Genomic DNA, 21293 nt, shown 5'->3' on the forward strand with positions numbered 1-21293 from the left:
AACAAGCTCGCTACCCTGACGGGACGCGACACTCGGCGATCAATAATAGAGACAACGCCATGATCGACTTCCTGCTCAACGGGCAGCCCCGCCGGTGCGAGGCCACGCCCGACACCAGCGTGCTCGAGCTGCTGCGCGAGACCCTGGGCCAGACCGGCACCAAGGAGGGCTGCGCCTCCGGCGACTGCGGCGCCTGCACCGTGGCCATCGGCGAGGCCGGCCCCGACGGCCGGGTTCGCTATCACAGCGCTAACGCCTGCATCACCCCCGCCCACCAGCTCCAGGGCCGCTCGCTGGTCACCGTGGAGGGGCTCGCCCAGGGCGAGGCGCTGCATCCCGCCCAGGCGGCCATGGTGGCCTGCCACGCCAGCCAGTGCGGCTTCTGCACCCCGGGCATCGTGATGTCGCTCTTCACCCTGCACGAGGAGCAGCAGCAGAGGCCCGCTCCGCTGACCCCCGAGCGACTCGAAGCGGCGCTGGGCGGCAACCTCTGCCGCTGCACCGGCTATCGCCCGATCCGCGACGCGGCACTCTCCATGGGGGAGCCCCCCTGGCCGCGCCCCGGGTGGCTGGATCGTGCCGTGGATGCCAGCGCACAGCACCAGGAGCCAGGAGCCGATAGCGCCTTTGTGCAGCCCGCGACCCTGGCCGAGCTGGTCGAGGAGCGACGCCGCCACCCCGAGGCGCCCATCGTCGCCGGCGGCACCGACCTCTGGCTGGAGGTGACCCAGCGCCTGCGCCGGTTCGAGCGTCTGGTGGACGTGACCCGGGTGGCCGAGCTCACCACCATCGAGGAGGCCACCCTGGACGACGGCCGCGAAGGCTGGTGGATCGGCGGTGCCGTGACCTACGCGCGCCTCGAACCGCTGCTCGAGGCGCACTACCCCGCCTTCGCCCACCTGCTGCACCGCCTGGGCTCCGCTCAGGTGCGCAACCGCGGCACCCTGGGCGGCAATATCGCCAACGCCTCCCCCATCGGCGACACCCCGCCGGTGCTGCTGGCACTAGGCGGGCGGCTCTGGCTGGCCGGGCCCGGCGATGCTGCTGAAGAGGCAGAGCGGGAGCTGCCACTCGGCGACGTCTTCCTCGACTACAAGAAGACTGCCCTACGCGAGGGCGAGGTGATCCGCGCCATCTTCCTGCCGCGCCCCGAACCGGGGCGACACCTCAAGGTGTGGAAGCTATCCAAGCGTCGTGAGGATGATATCTCGGCGGTGCTGGGCGCCTTCGCCTGGCGCCTGGAGGACGGCGTACTGCGCGACGTGCGCCTCGCCTTCGGCGGCATGGCGGCCATACCGAAGCGGGCAGCCGCCGCCGAGGCGGCCCTGGAGGGTCAGCCGCCCACGGTGGCCTGCTTCCAGGCGGCCCGTGCGGCGCTGCAGAACGATTTTCAGCCGATGAGCGACGTGCGCGGCAGCGCCCATTACCGCGCGCTCTCCGCCGCCAACCTGCTGGAGCGGCTGCGCCTTGTCATTGGGCAGCAACAAGCACCTACACAAGACCGCGACCGGGAGGTGATGCTCCATGCGTACGCTCACTAAGCTTTCCAAGGCGCCCGGTGCCGCGCCGGATCAGACGATCGGTGCCGAAACGTCCCAGTCGCCGGATGCCGATATCGGCGCCGACTCCGTCGAGGCGAGACGCGAGCTCGAGGGGCGCATTCAGGGCGCGAGCCCCTTGGCTCGCAACACCCAGACACCGGGCAGCGCCGGCCACTCCCAGGCCTACGAGAGCGCGGTCAAGCACGTCACCGGCCGCGCCGCCTATATCGACGACCTCAAGGTACCGGCGGACTGCCTGCACGTCGCCCTGGCGCTCTCGCCGGTGGCCCACGGCCGGCTGACCGGCGTGGCCCTCGACCAGGTCCGGGCGCTGCCCGGGGTGGTGGACGCGGTCGGCATCGAGGAGGTGCCCGGCCACACCGATATCGGCCCGGTCTTTCCCGGCGACCCGATCTTCGTCGAAGACGAGATCAGCTACGCAGGCCAGGTGCTCTTCGCCGTGGCCGCCGAGAGCCACCGCGCCGCCCGGGAGGCGGTGAAGGCGGCCTTCGATGCCGGCCTGGTCACGATCGACGAGCGGCCGGCGAGTCTCGATGCGGTGGTCGCCGCCGAGCGCGGCGAGTTCGTGAGGCCCACCCACATCCAGCAGCGCGGCGACTGGGAGGCGGCGCTGGGAGGCGCCAGCCAGGTCGTCGAGGGCGAGCAGTTCGTGGGCGGCCAGGAGCACTTCTATCTCGAGGGCCAGGCCTGCCTGGTCACGCCCACCGAGGACGAGGGGGTGGTGGTCCACACCTCCAACCAGCACCCGAGCGAGACCCAGAAGCTGGTGGCCGAAGTGCTGGGCATACCCTTCCATGCGGTGACCGTGGAGGTACGGCGCATGGGCGGCGGCTTCGGCGGCAAGGAGACCCAGGCCTCACCCTGGGCCTGCATCGCCGCGCTGGTCGCTCGGCGCACCGGCCGCGCGGCCAGGCTGCGCCTGCCCCGGGGCGACGACATGCGGGTCACCGGCAAGCGCCACCCCTTCCACAACCGCTACCGGCTGGGCGTAGATGACAAGGGCGTGATTCAGGGCGGCGAGATCACCGTGATCGGCGACTGCGGCTACTCGCCGGACCTGTCGGATGCCATCGTCGACCGCGCCATGTTCCACGCCGACAACGCCTACTCCCTGGGCGCGGCCCGGGTGACCGGTCATCGCGCCCGCACCCATACCGCCTCCAACACCGCCTTCCGCGGCTTCGGCGGCCCCCAGGGGATGATGGTGATCGAGGCGGCCATGGACGATATCGCCCGCCGGGTGGGAGAGGACCCGCTCACCGTGCGCAAGCGCAATCTCTATCGCCACGAGAGCGACGGCACCCAGGGGGATGCCCTCCCCCGCGACGTGACACATTACGGCCAGACCGTTGACCAGGTCGGCCTGCTGCATGAGCTGATCGAGCGCCTGGAGGCGAGCAGCGACTACTGGGCCCGGCGCGAGGCCATCACCGCCTTCAACGCGGACAGCCCCGTGATCAAGCGCGGCCTGGCACTGACCCCGGTGAAGTTCGGCATCTCCTTTACCGCCAAGCACCTCAACCAGGCCGGCGCCCTGCTCCACGTCTATACCGACGGCAGCGTGCAGATCAACCACGGCGGCACCGAGATGGGCCAGGGGCTGCATACCAAGATCTGCCAGGTGGTGGCCCGGGAGCTAGCACTGGACCTCGCGAGCGTCCGCATCACCGCCACCCGCACCGACAAGGTGCCCAACACCTCCCCCACCGCCGCCTCCAGCGGCGCGGACCTCAACGGCATGGCGGCCCGGGACGCCTGCCTGACCCTCAAGGCGCGGCTCTTCGACTTCGCCGCCGAGCACTATGCCCTCGACCGCGAGGCGATGCGCCTGGAGGCCGGCCATCTGGTGGCAGGCGTTGGTGAGAGCGAGCGGCGCATCCCCTGGGGCGAGCTGGTGCAGACGGCCTATCTGGGCCGCGTCTCGCTCTCCGAGAAGGGCTTCTATGCCACGCCGCTGATCCACTACGACCGCGGCACCGGCCAGGGGCGCCCCTTCTACTACTACGCCTTCGGGGCCGCCGTGGCCGAGGTGGGCGTGGACACCCTGAGCGGCGAGTACCAGGTGAACCGGGTCGACATCCTGCACGACGTGGGCGACTCCCTGAACCCGGCCATCGATATCGGCCAGGTGGAGGGCGGCTTCATCCAGGGCATGGGCTGGCTGACCAGCGAGGAACTCAAGTGGAACGAGGCCGGCCGGCTGATCTCCGACGGGCCGGCCACCTACAAGATCCCCACCTACGGCGACCTGCCCCCGGTATTCAACGTCGCGCTGATGGAGGGACATCCCAACTCCATGGCCAGCATCTACCGCTCCAAGGCGGTGGGCGAGCCGCCCTTCATGCTGGGCATCTCGGCATGGTCGGCGCTGCGTGACGCCCTGGCGAGCCTCGCCGACTACCGCGAGGCCCCGCGGCTCGACACCCCGGCCACGCCGGAACGGGTGCTGCTGGCCGCCGAGGCGCTGCGTTCACGCCACAGCGACTGGCCGCCGGCCTTCGAGGAGGCGACGCCATGATCACCGCAGGCGGCCAACGCCCCGAAAGCTGGCACGCCGCCCTGCATCGCCTGCAGCGCGACGGCCTGCCCCACGCCCTGGCCACCCAGGTGACCAGCGCCGGCTCCACGCCCCGGGAGCCCGGGGCGCGCATGGTGATTACCGCCGATGCCGTCTTCGACACCCTGGGCGGCGGCACCTTCGAATACCAGGTGATCGAGGCCGCCCGGGCGCGGCTCGTAGGCAACGATGGCCGTCCCGAGGGGGGCCTGAGCCTCGAGGCCTTCTCCCTGGGCGGGCGCAGCGGCCAGTGCTGCGGCGGCTTCGTCAACGTGCTGATCGAGGTCTTCCCGGGCAGCGCCACCACCCTGGCGCTGTTCGGCGCCGGCCACGTGGGTACCGAGCTCGTGCGCCTGGCCGCCCCGCTGCCCTGGCAGGTGCGCTGGCACGACAGCCGCCCGGGGGCCTTCCCCGACTGGGCGGCAAAGCAGCCGCGGCTCGCCTGCCGCCACGCCCCCGACCCGGCCGCCGCCGTGGCCGCGCTGCCGCCCGGCGCCCATGCCCTGGTGCTGACCCACGACCACGCCGAGGATCTCACCCTGGTGGATGCCCTGCTCGCCCGTGGCGACGTCGCCTCCCTCGGCCTGATCGGCTCGACCAGCAAGTGGGCCAGCTTTCGCTCGCGGCTGGGCAAGGCCGGTCATGACGAGGCGACGCTTGCCCGGGTGCGCTGCCCCATCGGCATGGCGGCGGGTGGCACCGGGGGTGACAAGACCCCCTACGCCATTGCGCTTGCCACCCTCGCCGAGCTCCTGCCGCTGACGGCAAGCGTCGAACGCCCCGACCAGCGCGGCCTGGATCCCGCCGTGCTCAGAGCCGCCTTCAACACCACCACCGTAACCTAGGGGCGCCGGGGGCAGGCCGAAGAGGGGAAAGGAGGCCTGTCGACGGATCAGCCCCGGTGACACCAAATCGATGAGCTCGACCATAATGACGACGAACGACTCGCGCCTGCTGCGCGCCGAACTGCTGAGCTTCGATGCCGACCCCGGCGACGCCGATACCCCCGCCCCGGGCAGCGTCACCCACCATCGTGATGGTGCCCTCTGGCTCGAGAACGGGCGGATCCGGGCCATCGGCGACTACGCCACCCTGGCCCCCGAGCTGCCCCCGGGCCTCGAGGTGATCGATCACCGCGGCAAGCTGATCACCCCCGGCTTCATCGACAGCCACGTCCACTACGTGCAGCTGGAGATCATGGCCTCCTACGGGCGTCAGCTGCTCGACTGGCTCAACGACTACACCTTCCCGGAGGAGCTAAGGTTCGCCAGCCGCGAGCACGCAGACGCCCTCTCGGAGGCTTTTCTGGATGAGATGCTCAGGGTCGGCACCACCACCGCCCAGGTGTTCTGCTCGAGCCACCCGGTCTCGGTGGACGCCTTCTTCGCGGCGAGCCAGCGGCGTGGGCTCTGCATGCTGGCCGGCAAGGTGCTGATGGACCGCCACGCGCCCGAAGGGCTCACCGACGACACCCTGGGCGGCATCCGCGACAGCGAGCGGCTGATTGGCGACTGGCACGGCAAGGGGCGGCTCGGCTACAGCCTCACCCCGCGCTTCGCGCCCACCTCCACCCGGGCCCAGCTCGACGCCACCGGCGCCATCCTGAGAAACGACCCGAGCCTCTGGCTGCAGACCCACCTGGCCGAGAACACTGGCGAGCTGGACTGGGTGGCGGAGCTCTTCCCCGGCAGCCGCGACTACCTCGCGGTGTATGAAGCGTCTGGCCTGGTGGGGCCGCGCAGCACCTTCGCCCACGGCATCCACCTGGACCAGGAGATGCGCGCACGCCTGGCCGAGCGCGGCGCCAACCTCGCCTTCTGCCCCAGCTCCAATCTCTTCCTGGGCAGCGGCCTCTTCGACCGCCAGGCGGCACGCGAGGTGGGGCTGGGCGTCACCTTCGCCAGCGACGTGGGCGGCGGCACCGACCTCTCGGGGCTTGCCACCCTGAAGGCCGCCTACCAGGTCGGCCAGCTGCGCGGCCAGCCCCTCACCGCCTGGCAGGGCTTCTTTGGGCTGACCCTGGGCAACGCCCGGGCCCTGTCCTTGAGCGATCGCATCGGCCGCCTGGCGCCGGGCATGGACGCCGACTTCGTGGTGCTCGACCCCGCAGCGACCCCGCTGCTGGCCCGGCGCACGGCGCGCTGCCGCACCCTAGGCGAGACCCTCTTCGCGCTCATGATGCTGGGCGACGACCGCGCCGTGGCCGAGACCTGGGCAAATGGACGCCTGCAGCACCGCCGCGAAGGATGATATCGGCTAGCGACGAGAAATGACCGCGTCAATGACCCGGAACAGCGCCAGGGCGGCCACGACGACCGCAAAACCCGTGGCCATCAGGTAGTCGGCGCGGGTGAGCACCCAGAGGTGGACCGCCCCCAGGGCCGCCGACACATAGATCAGCCGGTGCAGCCAGTGCCAGGCAGTGTAGCCCATGGCCTTCTGCGTATGGCGAAAAGAGGTGAGCGCCAGAGGGACCAGCAGCAGCAGCGCGGCCGCCCCGTAGCGGATATAGGGAAGGTCGACCATCTCGCGGCGAATCCAGGGCCAGTCCCAGTACTGGTCGAGGCCCATCCAGGCCAGCATGTGGGCGAGCAGCCAGAAGAAGGCCCACAGGCCGATCTGGCGGCGGGCGATCATGAAGCCGACCCAGCCGGTAAAGCGAAAGGCGGGGCTGAAGGCGATGGTGGCCACCAGCAGGGTGAAGCCGGTGCGGCCGGTGAAGTGCACCACGGCCTCCCCCGGCACCACGCCCAGGGCATCGCTGGCCCAGAGCCAGGCGAGCCACAGGGCGGGCAGCGACCCGGCGGCCAGCACCAGCAGGCGAAAGGCCAGGATCCGTGCGGCAGGCGTCATCAGCATGGAGGGACTCGCTCGCGTCAGAAGTGCTTGTTCAGGTCCATCCCGGCATAGAGCTCGGCGACCTCATCGGCATAGCCGTTGAACATCAGGGTCTCGCGACGCCCGCTCTCGCCGATGCGCCGCTCCCGGGCCTGGGACCAGCGCGGATGGTCCACCTCGGGATTGACGTTGGCATAGAAGCCGTACTCGCTGGGGTTCTGGTCGATCCAGGAGGTGCTGGGCTGCTCCTCCACCAGGCGGATCTTCACTACCGACTTGATGCTCTTGAAGCCATACTTCCAGGGCACCACCAGCCGTATCGGGGCGCCGTTCTGATTGGGCATCACCTCGCCATACATCCCCACGGAGAGCAGGGTCAGGGGGTGCATCGCCTCGTCGATGCGCAACCCCTCACGATAGGGCCACTCGATGATGGAACGCCGCTGGCCGCGCAGGTTATCGGGGTCGAGGATCGACTCGAAGACCACGTACTTCGCCCGGGAGGTGGGCCCATGGCGCTTGAGCAGGTCGGCCAGGGGAAAGCCGATCCAGGGAATCACCATGGACCAGGCCTCGACGCAGCGCATGCGATAGATGCGCTCCTCCAGGGACTGACCGGCGAGGATATCCTCCAGGGCAAAGGTGCCGGGCTTCTCCACCTCACCCTCGATGGTCACCGACCAGGGGTCGGTACGCAGCTGGTGGGCATAGACCTCGGGGTCGCTCTTGCGGGTACCAAGCTCATAGAAGTTGTTGTAGGTAGTGGCATCGCGAAACGCGGTCAGCGACTCATCGCCAGCCAGCGACTGGCTGGGCAGCTCGCCTGCGAGTCGCTCCTCCAGGCCCCCACGCCAGGCGTGAGCCGCCGGCGAGAGCAGCAGACCCGGGGCCAGGGCGGCCGCCCCCAGGGCGGCACCCGCCTTGATAAAGCGGCGCCGCTGGCGGAACAGCTCGCGAGGGGTGACCTCCGACTCGGGAATGGCGGGGTAGCGATAGCGAGACATCTGGACTCTCTCCGGTACAGGGACGGGGCGTCGACAGTTTCAAGGATAATGCCGATACCGTCTAGAAACATTGCATCACTAGATCGAAAAATTGACACAACTCAAGACTGGTCCTTTTCCGACAGTTTTACTAGGTTGATTAGCGACAGGCGACACCGCTACTGTTGAAACAGAAGGTTAAGGACGGGTTAACCGTTACTGACCCATATCAACATCCCGAGGGGGAATCATCATGACCACCAAGCGCCTGCTGGCCTCCGCCATTGCCATGGGCTCCGCGCTCGCCATCGCCGCGCCGGCCATGGCCGACGACGGGCTCGGCAACTACCGCGACCGCTTCGAGCCACTGCCCCACTTCCCGCCGATCCCGGCCCACAACTCCCTGACCCCGGAGAAGGTCGAGCTCGGCAACATGCTCTTCTTCGAGCCGCGCATCTCCTCCAGCGGCGTGATCAGCTGCGCCACCTGCCACAACCCCGCGCTGGGCTGGGCGGACCGTATTCCGCGCGCCACCGGCCACGACGGCCAGATCGGCGAGCGCAACACCCCCACCGTGCTCAACTCCGGCTTCTTGGGCTCCCAGTTCTGGGACGGCCGCGAGCCGGACCTGGAAGGCCAGGCCCTCGGCCCCATCGAGGCCGATGTGGAAATGGCCATGGACCTCGACAGCGCCCTGGAGCGCCTGAACGAGTTCGACCTCTACCAGAAGAAGTTCGCCGAGGCCTTCCCCGGCGACGAGGACCCGATCAACGCCGACAACCTGGCCAAGGCACTCGCCAGCTTCCAGCGCACCCTCAACACGCCGAACTCGCCCTTCGACCGCTACCTGCGCGGCGATATCGACGCCCTGAACCAGCAGGAGAAGGACGGCATGGTGGCCTTCGTGGACACCGGCTGCATCGCCTGCCACCGCGGCCCGGCGCTGACCGACAGCATGTTCCACCGCATCCAGGTGCCGGGCTCCACCGACGTGGGCCGCTTTGAAGTGACCGGTGACGAGGCGGATATGTACCGCTTCCGCACCCCGACTCTGCGCAACGTGGGCGTCACCTACCCCTACATGAACAATGGCGCCACCGAGACCCTGGAGGAGGCCGTTGCCATCATGGGCCAGGAGATGCTGGGTCGCGAGTATGACGATGAGACCATCGCCAACATCACTGCCTTCCTGCACACCCTGACCGGCGAGATGCCCGACTTCGAGGTCCCGGCCCTGCCGTAACCTCGCCAGGGCGGCTCGAGCCTGCCGCCCCTCGTTCTCGCTAACGGCGCCCCCTGACGGGGGCGCCGTTTTCGTGTGCCGTGCCGCCGGACAGCGACGGATGTCAGTAACAGGCCGCCAGCCGGTGACGCAGCTCGGTGCGCCGGGCGTCACTGATGAAGGCCGCCTCGATGGCCGTACCGGCCAGCTGGATGAAGGTGGCCTCGTCCCAGCCGAAGGCACGCTGGCACGCCTCGAAGTTGGCCAGCATGCCGCCGCCGAAATAGGCCGGATCGTCGGAGTTGAGGGTGACCCTCAGGCCCGCCTCCAGCAACTGAGGCAGCGGGTGCGCCTCGATGCGCTCCACCACCTTGAGGCGCACGTTGGAGAGCGGGCAGACCGTGAGCACCACCCCCTCGTCGCGCAGCCGCGCCACCAGGTCGGGATCCTCCAGGCAGCGCACGCCGTGGTCGATGCGGCAGACGTCGAGCCGATCCAGGGCCTGGCGAATATAGTCGGGGGGCCCCTCCTCGCCGGCGTGGGCCACCCGGGGAATGCCCAGCCGGGCGGCGCGCTCGAACACCTCGACGAACTTCTCGGGGGGGTTGCCGCGCTCGGCGCTGTCCAGGCCTACCGCATCCAGCATCTCCCAGTAGGGAGCGGCCTCCTCCAGCACCGCCATGGCCTCCTCGGCATCGCGGTCGCGCAGGAAGGCCATGATCAGCGCCGTGCTGAGCCCCAGCTCTCGCTCGGCCTCGCGCCGAGCGAGCGACAGCCCCTCCATCACCACCGGCAGCTCGATGCCGCGTATCCGATGGGCCTGGGGGTCGAAGTGCATCTCCACGTGCACCACTCCCTCGGCATGGGCGCGGCGGAAGTAGTCCATGGCCAGGTCGTGGAAATCCTCGGCGGTGCGCAGCACGCTCATGCCCTGGTAGTAGAGGTCGAGGAAGGACTGCAGATCGCTGAAGTCATAGGCGGCGCGCGCCTCCTCCACCGAGGCATAGGGCAGCGCGACGCCGTTACGCTCGGCCAGGGCAAACATCAGCTCGGGCTCCAGGGAGCCCTCGATATGCAGGTGAAGCTCGGCCTTGGGCAGGCGCTTAAGGAAATCACGCATGGCGGGTCTCTCTCGTCGAGGGCGCTTTCCCCCATCCTGATCGAAACCCCGCCATCGCGCAAAGCGCGGCGATTAAACCCGCGGGTCACGGCGCCCCTCGACCAGCGTCACGCGCCGGTCGATACCCGGCGGGTCGAAGGCGCCGCCATCCAACTGGTGCACCAGATAGAGCACGCTGCGCCCCTGCAGCCAAACGTCCAGGCGCGCCCCAAGCGCCGCGGCCGTGTCGGCATCGAGCCCGGCGAAGGGCTCGTCCAGGATCACCAGGTCGGGGTCGCGCAGGTAGAGCCTCGCCAGTGCCAGGCGCCGGGCCTGGCCGCCGGAGAGCTGGCCACCGCCCTCGCCCACCCGGGTCTGCAGGCCACGGGGCAGCGACTCCGCCCAGGCGTCGAGCCCGACCCAGGCCAGCGCTGCCCAGAGCTCGGCCTCCCCCGCCTCCGGGCGGGCAATGCGCAGGTTGGCGGCAAGGCTGTCATCGAGCAGGTCGGCGCGCTGGGTCAGGGCCGCCACCCGGCGGCGCAGGTCGTCCCCGGGCCACTGTGCCGGCGCCATGCCGCCCAGGCGCACCGCGCCCCGCTGAGCCTCGAGCTGCCCCAGCAGCAGGCCCGCCACGCTGGACTTCCCCGCCCCGGAGGCCCCGCAGAGGGCCAGGCGCTCGCCGGGGGCGAGACGCAGGGTCAGATCCGTCAGGGCCGGGGTCAGGGCGCCGGCATAGTGCAGGGTCACCGCCTCCAGCTCGGCGCCGAGTGGTCCTGCAGGCGGCGCCGCGACGGGCATCTTCTCCGCGCGGGCACCGGCCCTCGCCTCCAGCTCATTGAGGCGTCCGGCGGCGCCCCGGGTGGCCCCCAGCCAGGTGAAGGCCGCCGGCAGCGCGGCCAGGGCCTCGCTCATGGCCAGCATGGCGATGGGCATCATCACCATGAGGGGACCGGAGAGCCGGCCGGCCTCCCAGGCGCCGGCGGCAAGCCACAGGGCCAGCACCATGGCGAGCCCCACCAGCAGGCCAGCCAGGGCGTTGCCCAGCGCCACCAGGGCCCCCAGGGCAAGCTGACCCCGATAGAGCCGCGCCTCGATCTCGTGCAGTTCGCGACGCTGGCGGGCCAGGCTGCCGTAGGCCTCGAGCTCGGCCATGCCCTGCAGCGCCTCGACCGTTCGCCCGCGCAGGGCCTCGAGCTCACCCACCTGGGCGCGGCTCTCGGCTAGCCCTAGGCGCGCCTGACCCAGGGTCAACCAGAGCCAGCCCAGCAGGAGCAGCGCACCGCCGGCCAGACCCACACGGGGTGAGAAGAGCGCCAGGAAGGCCGAGAGCCCGAGGATCGCCAGCAGGCCCACGCCGGCGGGAGCCAGCAGCCGCAGATAGAGGCTATCCAGGGTGTCGATATCGGCGGTAAGTCGGTTGAGCCAGTCGCTGGCCCGGCGCCGGGCCAGGGCCTGGCCGTCGAGGCTTGCCAGCACGCCGAAGAGCCGCCCGCGCAGGTCGGCCAGCAGGCGCAGCACGGTATCGTGGTTGTAGAGCCGCTCCAGGTAGCGCGCCACGGTGCGACTGACCGCAAAGAAGCGGATGCCGCCGCCCGGCACATAGACATCCAGGCTGGCGGCGATGCCCGCGGCCAGCAGCAGCCCGGTGAGCCCGGTCGCGGTGATGAACCAGCCGGAGAGCGCCAGCAGGCCGATGGCCGACAGCAGCGTCAGGGCGATCAGCGCCGCGCCGGCCAGCAGGCGGCCGCGGCGCCGATCCAGCTGCCGAAGCCAGGGTCGCAGTTCTCTCAACAGGGTGTCAGGGCGATGCGTCATGGTGCACCTCCGTGAGCCGGCCCGCGTCGAGCCGCAGCCGGCGACTTGCCATGGCGATCAGCGCCGGGTGGTGGGTCGCGATCACAAGGGTACGGCCCTGGGCGGCCAGGGCCTCCAGGGCACTGATCACCACCGCCTCGGTATCGGCATCGAGGCTGGCCGTGGGCTCGTCCAGCAGAACCAGGGGCGCCTCGACCAGAAAGATCCTGGCCAGGGCCAGGCGCTGGGCCTGCCCCCCGGAGAGGCCTGCCCCCCGTTCGCCCAGTGGCGTCTCGAGCCCAGCAGGCAGGCGTGCCAGCAGCTCTCCCAGCCCCGCCCGCTCCAGGGCCTGCGCCATGGCCTCGGCCGAAGCATCCGGCGCCGCCAGACGCAGGTTGTCGGCCAGGCTGCCCTGGATCAGCAGCGGGCGCTGGTCCATCCAGGCCAGGGCAAGCCCCGGCGCCAGGCGACGCTCCCCGGCACCGGAGCCGACGAAGCCGGCCAGCAGCTGCAGCAGGGTCGACTTGCCGGACCCCGAGGGGCCGATCAGCGCCACCACCTCGCCCCGCGCCAGGCGCAGGTCACAGGGAGCCAGCACCTGGCCGCGCCCGGGCCGGGTCACTTCCGCCCCGGCCAGCTCGACCAGTACCTCCGGGTCTGCCGGCGCCTCGGGACGGTCATGGCGCACCGGATCGGGACGCTCGGCGAGCAGCGCCATCAGGCCGTCGGCGGCCCCCAGGGCCGCGGCACGGTCGTGGTAGTGCTGGGCCAGGGTGCGCAGCGGCTGGAAGAACTCCGGCGCCAGCAGCAGCACCAGCAGGCCGCTGAACAGGGTGAGCTCGGGAGAGGGGCCGTAGGTGATATAGCCCAGCAGCCCGAAGCCCACATAGATGGCCACCACGGCGATGGCCACCGAGGCGAAGAACTCCAGCACCGCCGAGGAGAGAAAGGCCAGCCGCAGGGTGCGCATGCTGCGACGCCGATAGTCGTCGGCGGCAGCGTGCACCTCCAGGGTGGCGGCCCGGGTATGGCCGAAGAGCTGCAGGGTGGTAATGGCGCGCACCCGATCGATGAAGTGGCCGGAGAGCCGGGCCACCGCTTCGAACTGGTCGCGGTTGAGGCGCTCCGCCCCCATGCCCACCAGGGCCATGAAGAGCGGAATCAGCGGCGCTGCCAGCAGCAGGAATAGCGCGGCCAGCCAGTCCAGCCAGAGCGCCACCCCCAGTATCAGCGCGGGGCCGATCACCGATAGCATGAGCTGGGGGCGAAAGCGGGCGAAGTAGCCGTCCAGCGACTCGACCTGCTCCACCAGCTGGCTGGCCAGGCTCGCCGAATGACGCCCGGAGAGCCAGCCCGGACCGAGCCGCGCCAGCTGATCGAACAGCTCGGACCTCACCGCCGCGCGGATGCGCAGACTGGCCCGCTGGCCGAGCCGCTCCTGGGCGTAGAGGGCCAGGGCCCGCACCGCCAGCAGCAGGGCCATGGCGCCGAGTGCCGGCAGCAGCGCGCCCAGAGCCGCCCCCTCGACCAGCAGGGCGCTGACCACCCAGGCCAGCAGGCCGAGCTGTGCGATGGTGGCCAGGGTGGCCACGACGCCGGCGACCACCGCCAGGCCCAGTGAACGGCGCTCGCGGGCCGCCAGGGTGACAAGCCAGCGGCGGGCATCGCGCCCGCCGCCGGTGGTCTCAGGAGTGGCCATGGCTCAGTGGTAGCCCTCGCCCACCTTGACCTTGCCGCGGAAGACCCAGTAGGTCCAGGCGGTATAGGTCATCACGATGGGGATCACGAACAGCGTACCGATGAGCAGGAAGAGCTGAGCTTCCGGCGCGGAGGCCGCATCCCAGATGGTGTAGTTGGGCGGCACGATCACCGGCCACTTGCTGACGATCAGCCCCAGGTAGGTGAAGATGAAGATCCCCAGGGTCGCCACGAAGGGCAGCCCCTCGCGGCGCTTCTGCACGCTGCGATACACCAGGAAGGCACAGGCCAGGGCCAGGGCCGGGAAGATCCAGATCAGCTGGATATTGGAGAACCAGCGCGCCCAGACGTCGGGATTGACGAAAGGCGTCCAGAGGCTCACGGCCATGAAGACCGCCAGCACCGCCGCCAGCAGGATCGGGGTGATGCGATAGGCCCACTCCTGCACATGGCCTTCCGACTTCATGATCAGCCAGGTGGAGCCGAGCAGCGCATAGCCGCACATCAGGCCGAGGCCGGTCATGACGGTGAACGGCGTCAGCCAGTCCAGGGCGCCACCGACGTAGGTGAAGTCCTCCACGGCGAAGCCCTGAATATAGGCGCCCACCACGGCGCCCTGGGCGAAGGCGGCCACTGCCGAGCCCCAGCAGAAGGCGCGGTTCCACCAGCGGCGATTCTTGCGGGCCTTGAAGCGGAACTCGAAGGCCACGCCCCGGAAGATCAGCCCGGCCAGCATCAGGAAGACCCCGATATAGAGCGCCGGCAGAAACACCGAGTAGACCAGGGGGAAGGCGCCGAGCAGGCCAGCCCCGCCCAGCACCAGCCAGGTCTCGTTGCCGTCCCAGACCGGGGCGACCGAGTTCATCATGACGTCGCGGGACTCCTCGTCCGGGGCGAAGGGGTAGAGGATCCCCAGGCCCAGGTCGAAGCCGTCCATGATCACATACATGATGACGCCAAAGCCGATGATCAGCGCCCAGATCAAGGTGAGATCAAACATTTCCATGGGTCAGCTCCTCGCCGAATCGGCATCATCGAAGGGGGTATGGGCAGCGGACAGAGGGCGTGCAGGCCGCTCGGTTTCACCCTTGATCTCGTCGCGCTGCTCCTCGGGGAGCATGCCGTTACGCACCACCTTGGTGAGGTAGTAGATACCCGCCCAGAACACCGCGGCATAGACCGCCACATAGCCGATCAGCGTGAAGAGCGCCATGCCGCCGGTCAGCGAGGGCGTGACGGACTCCGCCTGGGTCATCAGGCCGTAGACCAGCCAGGGCGCGCGCCCCACCTCGGTGACGATCCAGCCGGCCAGTACCGCCACGAAGGGCGTGACGATCATGCCCACCAGGGTCTTGAGAAACAGCGGGTTGGTATAGAGGGTACCGCGCTTGCGCAGGACGGCACCGGCGATGGCCACGCCGATCATCAGGAAGCCAAGGCCCACCATGATCCGGAAGGACCAGAAAACGATCCATACCGGGGGCTGCTCATCGCGCGGCACCTCGCTGATACCCGGCACGACCCCTGCCGGATCATGCTTGAGAATGATGCTGGCGAGGCTCGGGATACCGATCTCGAAGCGGTTGGTCTGGGCCTCCTGGTCGGGAATCGCGAAGAGCAGCAGCGGCACATGGCTGCGCGTCTCCCAGTTGCCCTCCATGGCCGCCACCTTGGTAGGCTGGTGCTCCAGGGTGTTGAGACCGTGGAAGTCACCCACCACCGCCTGGGCCGGGGCGAGTACCAGCAGCAGCCAGAGACACATGGAGAGCGCCTTGCGGTTGGCCTCCACGTCACGGCCGCGCAGCAGGAACCAGGCGCTGACGCCGGCCACCACGAAGCCACCGGTCAGGAAGGAGGCCATGCCCATATGGGTAAAGCGGTACCAGAAGGAGGGATTGAAGATCGCCTCGAACCAGGAGGTGATCATGAAGCTACCGTTTACCAGCTCCACACCGGCCGGGGTCTGCATCCAGCTGTTGGCCGAGAGGATCCAGAACGACGAGATAAAGGTGCCGGTGGCCACCATGATGGCGGCGAACAGATGCACCCCCTGAGGCACCTTGCCGCGACCGAACAGCAGCACGCCGAGGAAGGCCGCTTCCAGGAAGAAGGCGGTGAGCACTTCGTAGCTGAGCACCGGGCCCAGGAAGTTGGCTGTGGCCTGGGAGAAGTTGCTCCAGTTGGTCCCGAACTGGAAGGACATCACGATGCCCGACACGACCCCCATGCCGAAGACCACGGCGAAGATCTTGGTCCAGAACAGGGCCAGACGGTCCCAGGCGGGATTCTGGGTCTTGTAGAAAAGACCGTTGAGTAGCGCTATGTAGGATGCCAGCCCGATGGTGAACACCGGAAAGATGGCGTGGAAGGAGACCACGAAGGCAAACTGCAATCGTGATAGCAGGAGAGGATCCAGTTCCATGTCGCAAGCCTCATGACAGCGATGGACTCAGAGTCGTCTCAAGGGATGCGAAGGCACCTTGGGGTGCTTGCTTGTACCTCTGGCGCCGCCGAAGCCGCACCGTGACGCATTCCACCTGGACACCAGGGACAAGGTAAGACTAGCAGCCTGGGGGCCCTGCCCTGGGCACCGCGCTTGAAGCGCATATAGAACCAGCACTGCTAAGCTTATTCAACCTTGAGCGTTAGCTTACTATTAAGGACTGCCATGATCTCGAAAAGTTGATCCAAATCAGCGTGTCTCATTGTCGCAGGCCGCCTCAGGCGGCGGCGGTCAGCACCAGACGCACCAGCCAGGCGGTATAGGCCATGAACATCGCCAGCAGCACCGCCCCTTCCAGGCGATTGATGCGTCCCGGCCGGCCCCGCCAACCCATGGCGAAGAGCGCCAGCAGCAGGGTCATGGCGGCCATCAGGCTCCAGTCGCGCAGCAGCACCTCGGCGCCCACCTGGATGGGGTGAATCACCGCAGCGAGCCCCACCACCCCTAGGGTATTGAAGAGGTTGGAGCCCACCACGTTGCCCAGTACCAGGTCGTGCTCGCGACGGCGCAGGGCGCTGATGGAGGAGGCGAGTTCGGGCAGGGAGGTCCCCACTGCCACCACCGTGAGGCCGATCACCAGGTCGCTGACGCCGAGCCCCTGGGCGATGGCGACGGCGCCCCACACCAGGAGTCTCGAGCTCACCACCAGCAGCACCAGCCCCACCGCCGTCCAGGCGAGGCCCGCCCTGAGCGACAGGGGGTGCACCGCCAGACTCTCCTCGGTGTCGGCGCCCAGCGCATCGGCGCCGTCACGGCGGGCACGCCAGACGCTGGTGCCGATGAAGAGCGCCAGCAGCACCAGCAGCAGCGCCCCTTCCAGTCGCCCGATCAGGCCTCCCCACATCAGCAGCGCCGAGAGCAGGGTCGCTCCGCCCAGTATCGGCAACTCCCGACGCACCACCGTGGAGTGCACCGTCAGGGGCGAGATCAGCGCCACCAGGCCAAGGATCAGGCCGATATTGGCGATATTGGAGCCGTAGGCGTTGCCCAGCGCCAGGGCGGGGTTGCCCTGCCCCGCTGCCAGGGCCGACACCACCAGCTCCGGTGCCGAGGTGCCAAAGCCGATCACCAGCATGCCGATCAGCAGGGGCGACAGCCCCAGCCGCGCCGAGGTGGCCGCCGCACCGTCGACGAAGCGCTCGGCGCTCCATACCAGCAGGATCAGACCTGCCACCACCGCTACCGCAGGAAGCATCATGGGGTTGCCTCAGGAACATTCATCTGTGCATGTTTGTCTATGGTGCGCCGGTCGCCGACGTGTCACACTTCCGCCCATGCGCCGACGCACTCGGCCGGGAGTGTAGGCCTCTCGGCTGCCCCGGAAAAGACGGCCCACAGGAATCCACCGCCAGCAGGAGAGAGTGCCCCCTTGGCCCAGCGCCGCTTCCCGTTCATGGAGCACCTTCCTTCGCTCCCCCGCGAGGTACCGCGAGTCGACCTCACGCCCCCGGAATCCCGGGCGCGGCGGCGCCTGCGCGCCTGCCAGGAGTGTGACTGGGTCGTCGCCCTGCCCCCGCTGCGCGGCGGCGAGAAGGCCGACTGCCCCCGCTGCGGACACACCCTGGTCAAGCGCCATCAGCGCCCGGCCCAGCGCAGCATGGCGCTGGCGCTCTCGGCGCTGATTGCCCTGGCCGTGGCGCTCTCCTTTCCCTTTATCAGCTTCAGCGTGGGAGGCGTGGGGAATCGCATCGAGCTCTCCCAGACCGCCACCACCCTGATCGGCTTCCACCAGCCGGTGGTGGCCGGCGCCGTGATTCTCACCATCATCGTACTGCCGGCGGTCTATCTGCTCGGCGTCATCTGGCTGCAGCTGGGCCTGCTGCGCGATGACCCGCTGCCCGCCAGCCGCGCCATTGCCCGCTCCCTGGCCCAGCTCAATCCCTGGATGATGGCCGACGTCTTCATCATTGGCGCCCTGGTCAGCCTGATCAAGATTGCCGGCATGGCGCAGATCGAGCTGGGCGTCTCCTTCTGGGCCTTCTGCGCCTTCGCCCTGCTGCTGCTGTTCACCACCCAGTCCATCGACGCCGACTGGATGTGGTTCTCCCTGGCCGGCGAACCCCGGGCCCCGGAGGGCACCCGTACCGGCGACACCGCCGCCCCTCAGGGGCTCGCCGGCTGCACCACCTGCGGGCTGATCAACCGGCTTGACGGCGCCGGACGGGGCCGCTGCCGGCGCTGCGGCGACCGGCTGCGTTCGCGACTGCCCCACAGCCTGCAGCGTACCTGGGCCCTGCTTGCCGCCGCCGCCATCATGTACATTCCCGCCAACGTCTATCCGATCATGACCACCACCAGCCTGGGCCATACCAGCCCCTCCACCATCATCGGCGGGGTGGTGGAGCTGATCCAGATGGGCTCCTGGCCGGTGGCCGCGGTGATCTTCGTGGCCAGCGTGATCGTGCCGGTGGGCAAGCTGGGCGCCCTGGCCTGGCTCTGCCTGGTGGTCAACCGCAGCAGCGAACTCAATGCCACCAGCCGGACGCGACTCTACCGGGTCACCGAGTTCATCGGCCGCTGGTCGATGATCGATGTCTTCGTGGTGGCGATCCTGGTGGCCCTGATCCGCGCCGGCTCGCTGATGTCGATCACCCCGGGGCCCGCCGCCCTGGCCTTCGGGGCCGTGGTGGTGATCACCATGCTGGCCGCCATGACCTTCGACCCGCGGCTGATCTGGGACACCCCGCTGCCGCGCCGGGACGCCTCCCGAGACACCCCAGGAAACCACCCACAAGGAACTCCAGGATGAGCGATGCTCCCCGCGACGAGGCGCCGCCCGAACGCGACCTGCACCGCGCCAGGCCCTCCCCCCAGGCGCGTTTCTCACCGATCTGGATCGTGCCCATCGTGGCGATCCTGATCGGGGCCTGGCTGGTCTACGACAACTACCGCAGCCGCGGCCCCCAAGTGACCCTGGTGATGGCCAATGCCGAGGGCATCGAGGCCGGCAGCACCCTGATCAAGACCCGCAACGTCCAGGTGGGGCGCGTCGAACGGGTGCAGCTCTCCGACGACCTGGGCACCGCCGTCATCACCGCACGGATGAGCCCGGATACCGAGCCCATGCTGGTGGAGGACAGCCGCTTCTGGGTGGTCAAGCCCAGGGTGGGCCGGGAGGGCATCAGCGGCCTCGGCACCGTGCTCTCCGGTGCCTTCATCCAGCTGGAGCCCGGCAGCAGCGAGGCGGCCAGCCGCGAGTTCCAGGTCAGCGACAACCCCCCGGTGGCCCCGGCGGGCGCCGCCGGCCTGCGCGTCAACCTGGTCAGCCAGCTGGGCAACTCGCTGCGCATCGGCGACCCCGTCACCTACCAGGGCTATACGGTGGGCCGCGTGGAGGATGCTACCTTTGACCCCCAGAGCCGCCGCATGCAGCATCGGGTCTTTATCGAGGCCCCCTACGATATCCTGGTCACCGACAGCACCCGCTTCTGGTCGGCCAGCGGCATCGACCTGCGCCTGGACTCCGAGGGCTTCCGGGTCAACGTGGAGTCCTTCGAGGCGCTGCTGGGCGGCGGCGTCACCTTCGGCGTTCCCGAGGACCTGCCCCTGGGCAGCCGCGTCGAACCTGACGTGACCTTCAACCTCTACCCCGACGAGGACAGCGCCCGCCAGGGCACCTTCAACCGCTACCTGGAATACGTGCTGCTGGTGGACGACTCCGTGCGCGGCCTCTCCCGGGGTGCGCCGGTGGAGTTCCGCGGGGTGCGGGTCGGCACCGTGGCCGCCGTGCCCTGGAACTTCAGCGCGCCCCAGCCCGAGGGGCGCTCGGGCTTCTCGATCCCGGTACTGGTTCGCATCGAGCCCCAGCGCCTGGGGATCGAGAACCAGGACGTGAACCTCGAGGAGTGGCGGGAGCGCTTCGACCGCCTGTTCGGGTTCGGCCTGCGCGCCAGCCTGAAGAGCGGCAACCTGCTGACCGGCGCGCTCTTCGTGGACCTCAACTTCCACCGCGACCTGGCCGACACCTGGACGGCGGAGCGCTTCGCCGACAAGGCGGTCTTCCCGACCACCTCCGGCGGCTTCGCGCTGATCGAGGCCCAGGTCACCGACCTGCTGGCCAAGCTCAACGAGCTCGAGATCGAACCGCTGCTGGCGGGGCTCGATCGCAACCTGGCCGCCTCGGAGGCGATGCTCGGCGAGGTGCGCGAGCTGTCATCCTCGCTCACCACCCTGCTGCAGGACCCCGGCACCCGGGAGGTACCGACCAACCTCAATGCCACTCTGCTGGAGCTGCGCGAGACCCTGCAGGGACTCTCTCCCGGCTCGACCGCCTATCAGGAGCTGACAGGCGCCGTGGAGCGACTGGAGCGGCTGATGCGCGATATCCAGCCGGTGGCACGCACCCTCTCCGACAACCCCCGCGCCCTGCTCTTCGACAGCCTGCAGACCGAAGACCCCGTGCCCCGGGCGCCCCGCCGCAATCAAGGAGACCCACGATGACCAGGCAATGGAGGCTGGCCGCCCTGGCGGCCATGGTGGTGCTGGTGGCCGGCTGCGCCAGCTCGAGCCCGGCGCCGTCCCGCTACACCCTGCCCGAGGTGGCCGGCGCCAGCGCGGCCGGGGCCGAGGCCGAACGGCAGCTGCTGCTGCGCCCGCCCCGCCTGGCCCACTACCTGGACGTGGAGGGGCTGGTGATGCAGGTGGACGACATCACCCTGGTGGAGGCCCGCGGCCACCAGTGGGCCGAGGCCCTGGGGCGTCAGCTGGAGCGCGGCCTGCGGCTTCGCCTCGGCGAGCGCCTGCCCGACACCCGGGTGCTGCTGGACGAGGCCGGCGTGCGCGAGCCGGAGGCGCTGTCGCTGCGCCTGGAGATCGACCGCTTCCAGGGACGCCATGACGGCGTCGCCGTGATCGGCGGCCAGTGGCAGCTGCGCGACGGCACCGGTCGCCTGCTGGCCATGGAACGGCTCGCCATCGAGGCCGAACTGGACGACGACGGCTACCCGGCCCTGGTGCGCGCCCTGGGCCGCGGCTGGGACCGCACCGCCGATGAGCTCGCCGAGGCGATACGCCAGGCGCGCTGAGCGCAACAGGCAG

16 protein-coding genes are annotated in these 21293 nt (G+C 69.5%); 8 read left to right on the forward strand and 8 right to left on the reverse strand.

Annotated features, from left to right (window positions below; genetic code table 11):
* The first annotated feature begins 59 nt into the window (after positions 1-59).
* The 4 genes from xdhA (at position 60) to guaD (ending at position 6369) form a co-directional block, all read left to right on the forward strand.
* Positions 60-1541 carry a xanthine dehydrogenase small subunit gene (gene xdhA, locus NHL60_RS10395; RefSeq protein WP_253443018.1) on the forward strand — a complete coding sequence of 494 codons (1482 nt, stop codon included), beginning with the start codon at positions 60-62 and terminating at the stop codon, positions 1539-1541.
* Positions 1525-4080, forward strand: a complete 2556-nt coding sequence (gene xdhB / locus NHL60_RS10400) for a xanthine dehydrogenase molybdopterin binding subunit (RefSeq protein ID WP_253443020.1) — start codon at positions 1525-1527, stop codon at positions 4078-4080. The genes xdhA and xdhB overlap by 17 nt, the downstream gene beginning before the upstream one ends.
* Positions 4077-4964, forward strand: a complete 888-nt coding sequence (xdhC, locus tag NHL60_RS10405) for a xanthine dehydrogenase accessory protein XdhC (protein ID WP_253443021.1) — start codon at positions 4077-4079, stop codon at positions 4962-4964. Before xdhB ends, xdhC begins: the two co-directional genes overlap by 4 nt.
* A gap of 85 nt (positions 4965-5049) precedes the next feature.
* Positions 5050-6369, forward strand: a complete 1320-nt coding sequence (gene guaD, locus NHL60_RS10410) for a guanine deaminase (protein WP_253443022.1) — start codon at positions 5050-5052, stop codon at positions 6367-6369.
* A gap of 6 nt (positions 6370-6375) precedes the next feature.
* Here guaD and NHL60_RS10415 read toward each other — a convergent pair whose 3' ends face one another.
* Entirely contained in the window at positions 6376-6978 is a 603-nt protein-coding gene (locus tag NHL60_RS10415) for a sulfite oxidase heme-binding subunit YedZ (protein WP_253443024.1), read from the reverse strand.
* Positions 6979-6995: 17 nt separating this feature from the next.
* Entirely contained in the window at positions 6996-7961 is a 966-nt protein-coding gene (msrP, locus tag NHL60_RS10420; protein WP_253443026.1) for a protein-methionine-sulfoxide reductase catalytic subunit MsrP, read from the reverse strand.
* 232 nt (positions 7962-8193) lie between these two features.
* Here msrP and NHL60_RS10425 point away from each other — a divergent pair, with 232 nt between their 5' ends.
* A complete protein-coding gene (locus NHL60_RS10425) occupies positions 8194-9183 on the forward strand; it encodes a cytochrome-c peroxidase (protein ID WP_253443028.1) in 990 nt (329 codons plus the stop codon).
* A gap of 103 nt (positions 9184-9286) precedes the next feature.
* On the opposite strand, the gene NHL60_RS10430 is transcribed toward NHL60_RS10425, so the two are convergent.
* The 6 genes from NHL60_RS10430 to NHL60_RS10455 all read right to left on the reverse strand — a co-directional run bounded on the left by NHL60_RS10430 (position 9287) and on the right by NHL60_RS10455 (position 17454).
* Complete coding sequence (locus tag NHL60_RS10430) at positions 9287-10282, reverse strand: adenosine deaminase (protein WP_253443030.1); 996 nt, start codon at positions 10280-10282, stop codon at positions 9287-9289.
* A 72-nt stretch (positions 10283-10354) separates the two neighbouring features.
* Complete coding sequence (gene cydC, locus NHL60_RS10435; protein WP_253443034.1) at positions 10355-12076, reverse strand: thiol reductant ABC exporter subunit CydC; 1722 nt, start codon at positions 12074-12076, stop codon at positions 10355-10357.
* Positions 12060-13754: a thiol reductant ABC exporter subunit CydD gene (gene cydD / locus NHL60_RS10440; protein ID WP_253443037.1), complete on the reverse strand. Its 1695-nt coding sequence runs from the start codon at positions 13752-13754 to the stop codon at positions 12060-12062. The genes cydC and cydD overlap by 17 nt, the downstream gene beginning before the upstream one ends.
* 3 nt (positions 13755-13757) lie before the next feature.
* Positions 13758-14759 carry a cytochrome d ubiquinol oxidase subunit II gene (gene cydB / locus NHL60_RS10445; RefSeq protein WP_253443040.1) on the reverse strand — a complete coding sequence of 334 codons (1002 nt, stop codon included), beginning with the start codon at positions 14757-14759 and terminating at the stop codon, positions 13758-13760.
* A gap of 3 nt (positions 14760-14762) precedes the next feature.
* A complete protein-coding gene (locus tag NHL60_RS10450; protein WP_253443043.1) occupies positions 14763-16175 on the reverse strand; it encodes a cytochrome ubiquinol oxidase subunit I in 1413 nt (470 codons plus the stop codon).
* Positions 16176-16473: 298 nt separating this feature from the next.
* Positions 16474-17454 carry a calcium/sodium antiporter gene (locus NHL60_RS10455; protein WP_253443045.1) on the reverse strand — a complete coding sequence of 327 codons (981 nt, stop codon included), beginning with the start codon at positions 17452-17454 and terminating at the stop codon, positions 16474-16476.
* 195 nt (positions 17455-17649) lie between these two features.
* On the opposite strand from NHL60_RS10455, the gene NHL60_RS10460 reads away from it, so the two are divergent.
* The 3 genes from NHL60_RS10460 to NHL60_RS10470 are packed head-to-tail and all read left to right on the forward strand — an operon-like array spanning position 17650 to position 21280.
* Positions 17650-19005 carry a paraquat-inducible protein A gene (locus tag NHL60_RS10460; protein ID WP_253452132.1) on the forward strand — a complete coding sequence of 452 codons (1356 nt, stop codon included), beginning with the start codon at positions 17650-17652 and terminating at the stop codon, positions 19003-19005.
* On the forward strand, positions 19002-20696 hold the full coding sequence (pqiB, locus tag NHL60_RS10465) for an intermembrane transport protein PqiB (protein WP_253443047.1): 1695 nt from the start codon (positions 19002-19004) through the stop codon (positions 20694-20696). Before NHL60_RS10460 ends, pqiB begins: the two co-directional genes overlap by 4 nt.
* Entirely contained in the window at positions 20693-21280 is a 588-nt protein-coding gene (locus tag NHL60_RS10470; protein WP_253443048.1) for a membrane integrity-associated transporter subunit PqiC, read from the forward strand. The genes pqiB and NHL60_RS10470 overlap by 4 nt, the downstream gene beginning before the upstream one ends.
* Positions 21281-21293 lie beyond the last annotated feature (13 nt).

The sequence above is a fragment of the Halomonas sp. Y3 genome (assembly GCF_024137965.1).
GTDB lineage: Bacteria > Pseudomonadota > Gammaproteobacteria > Pseudomonadales > Halomonadaceae > Halomonas > Halomonas mongoliensis.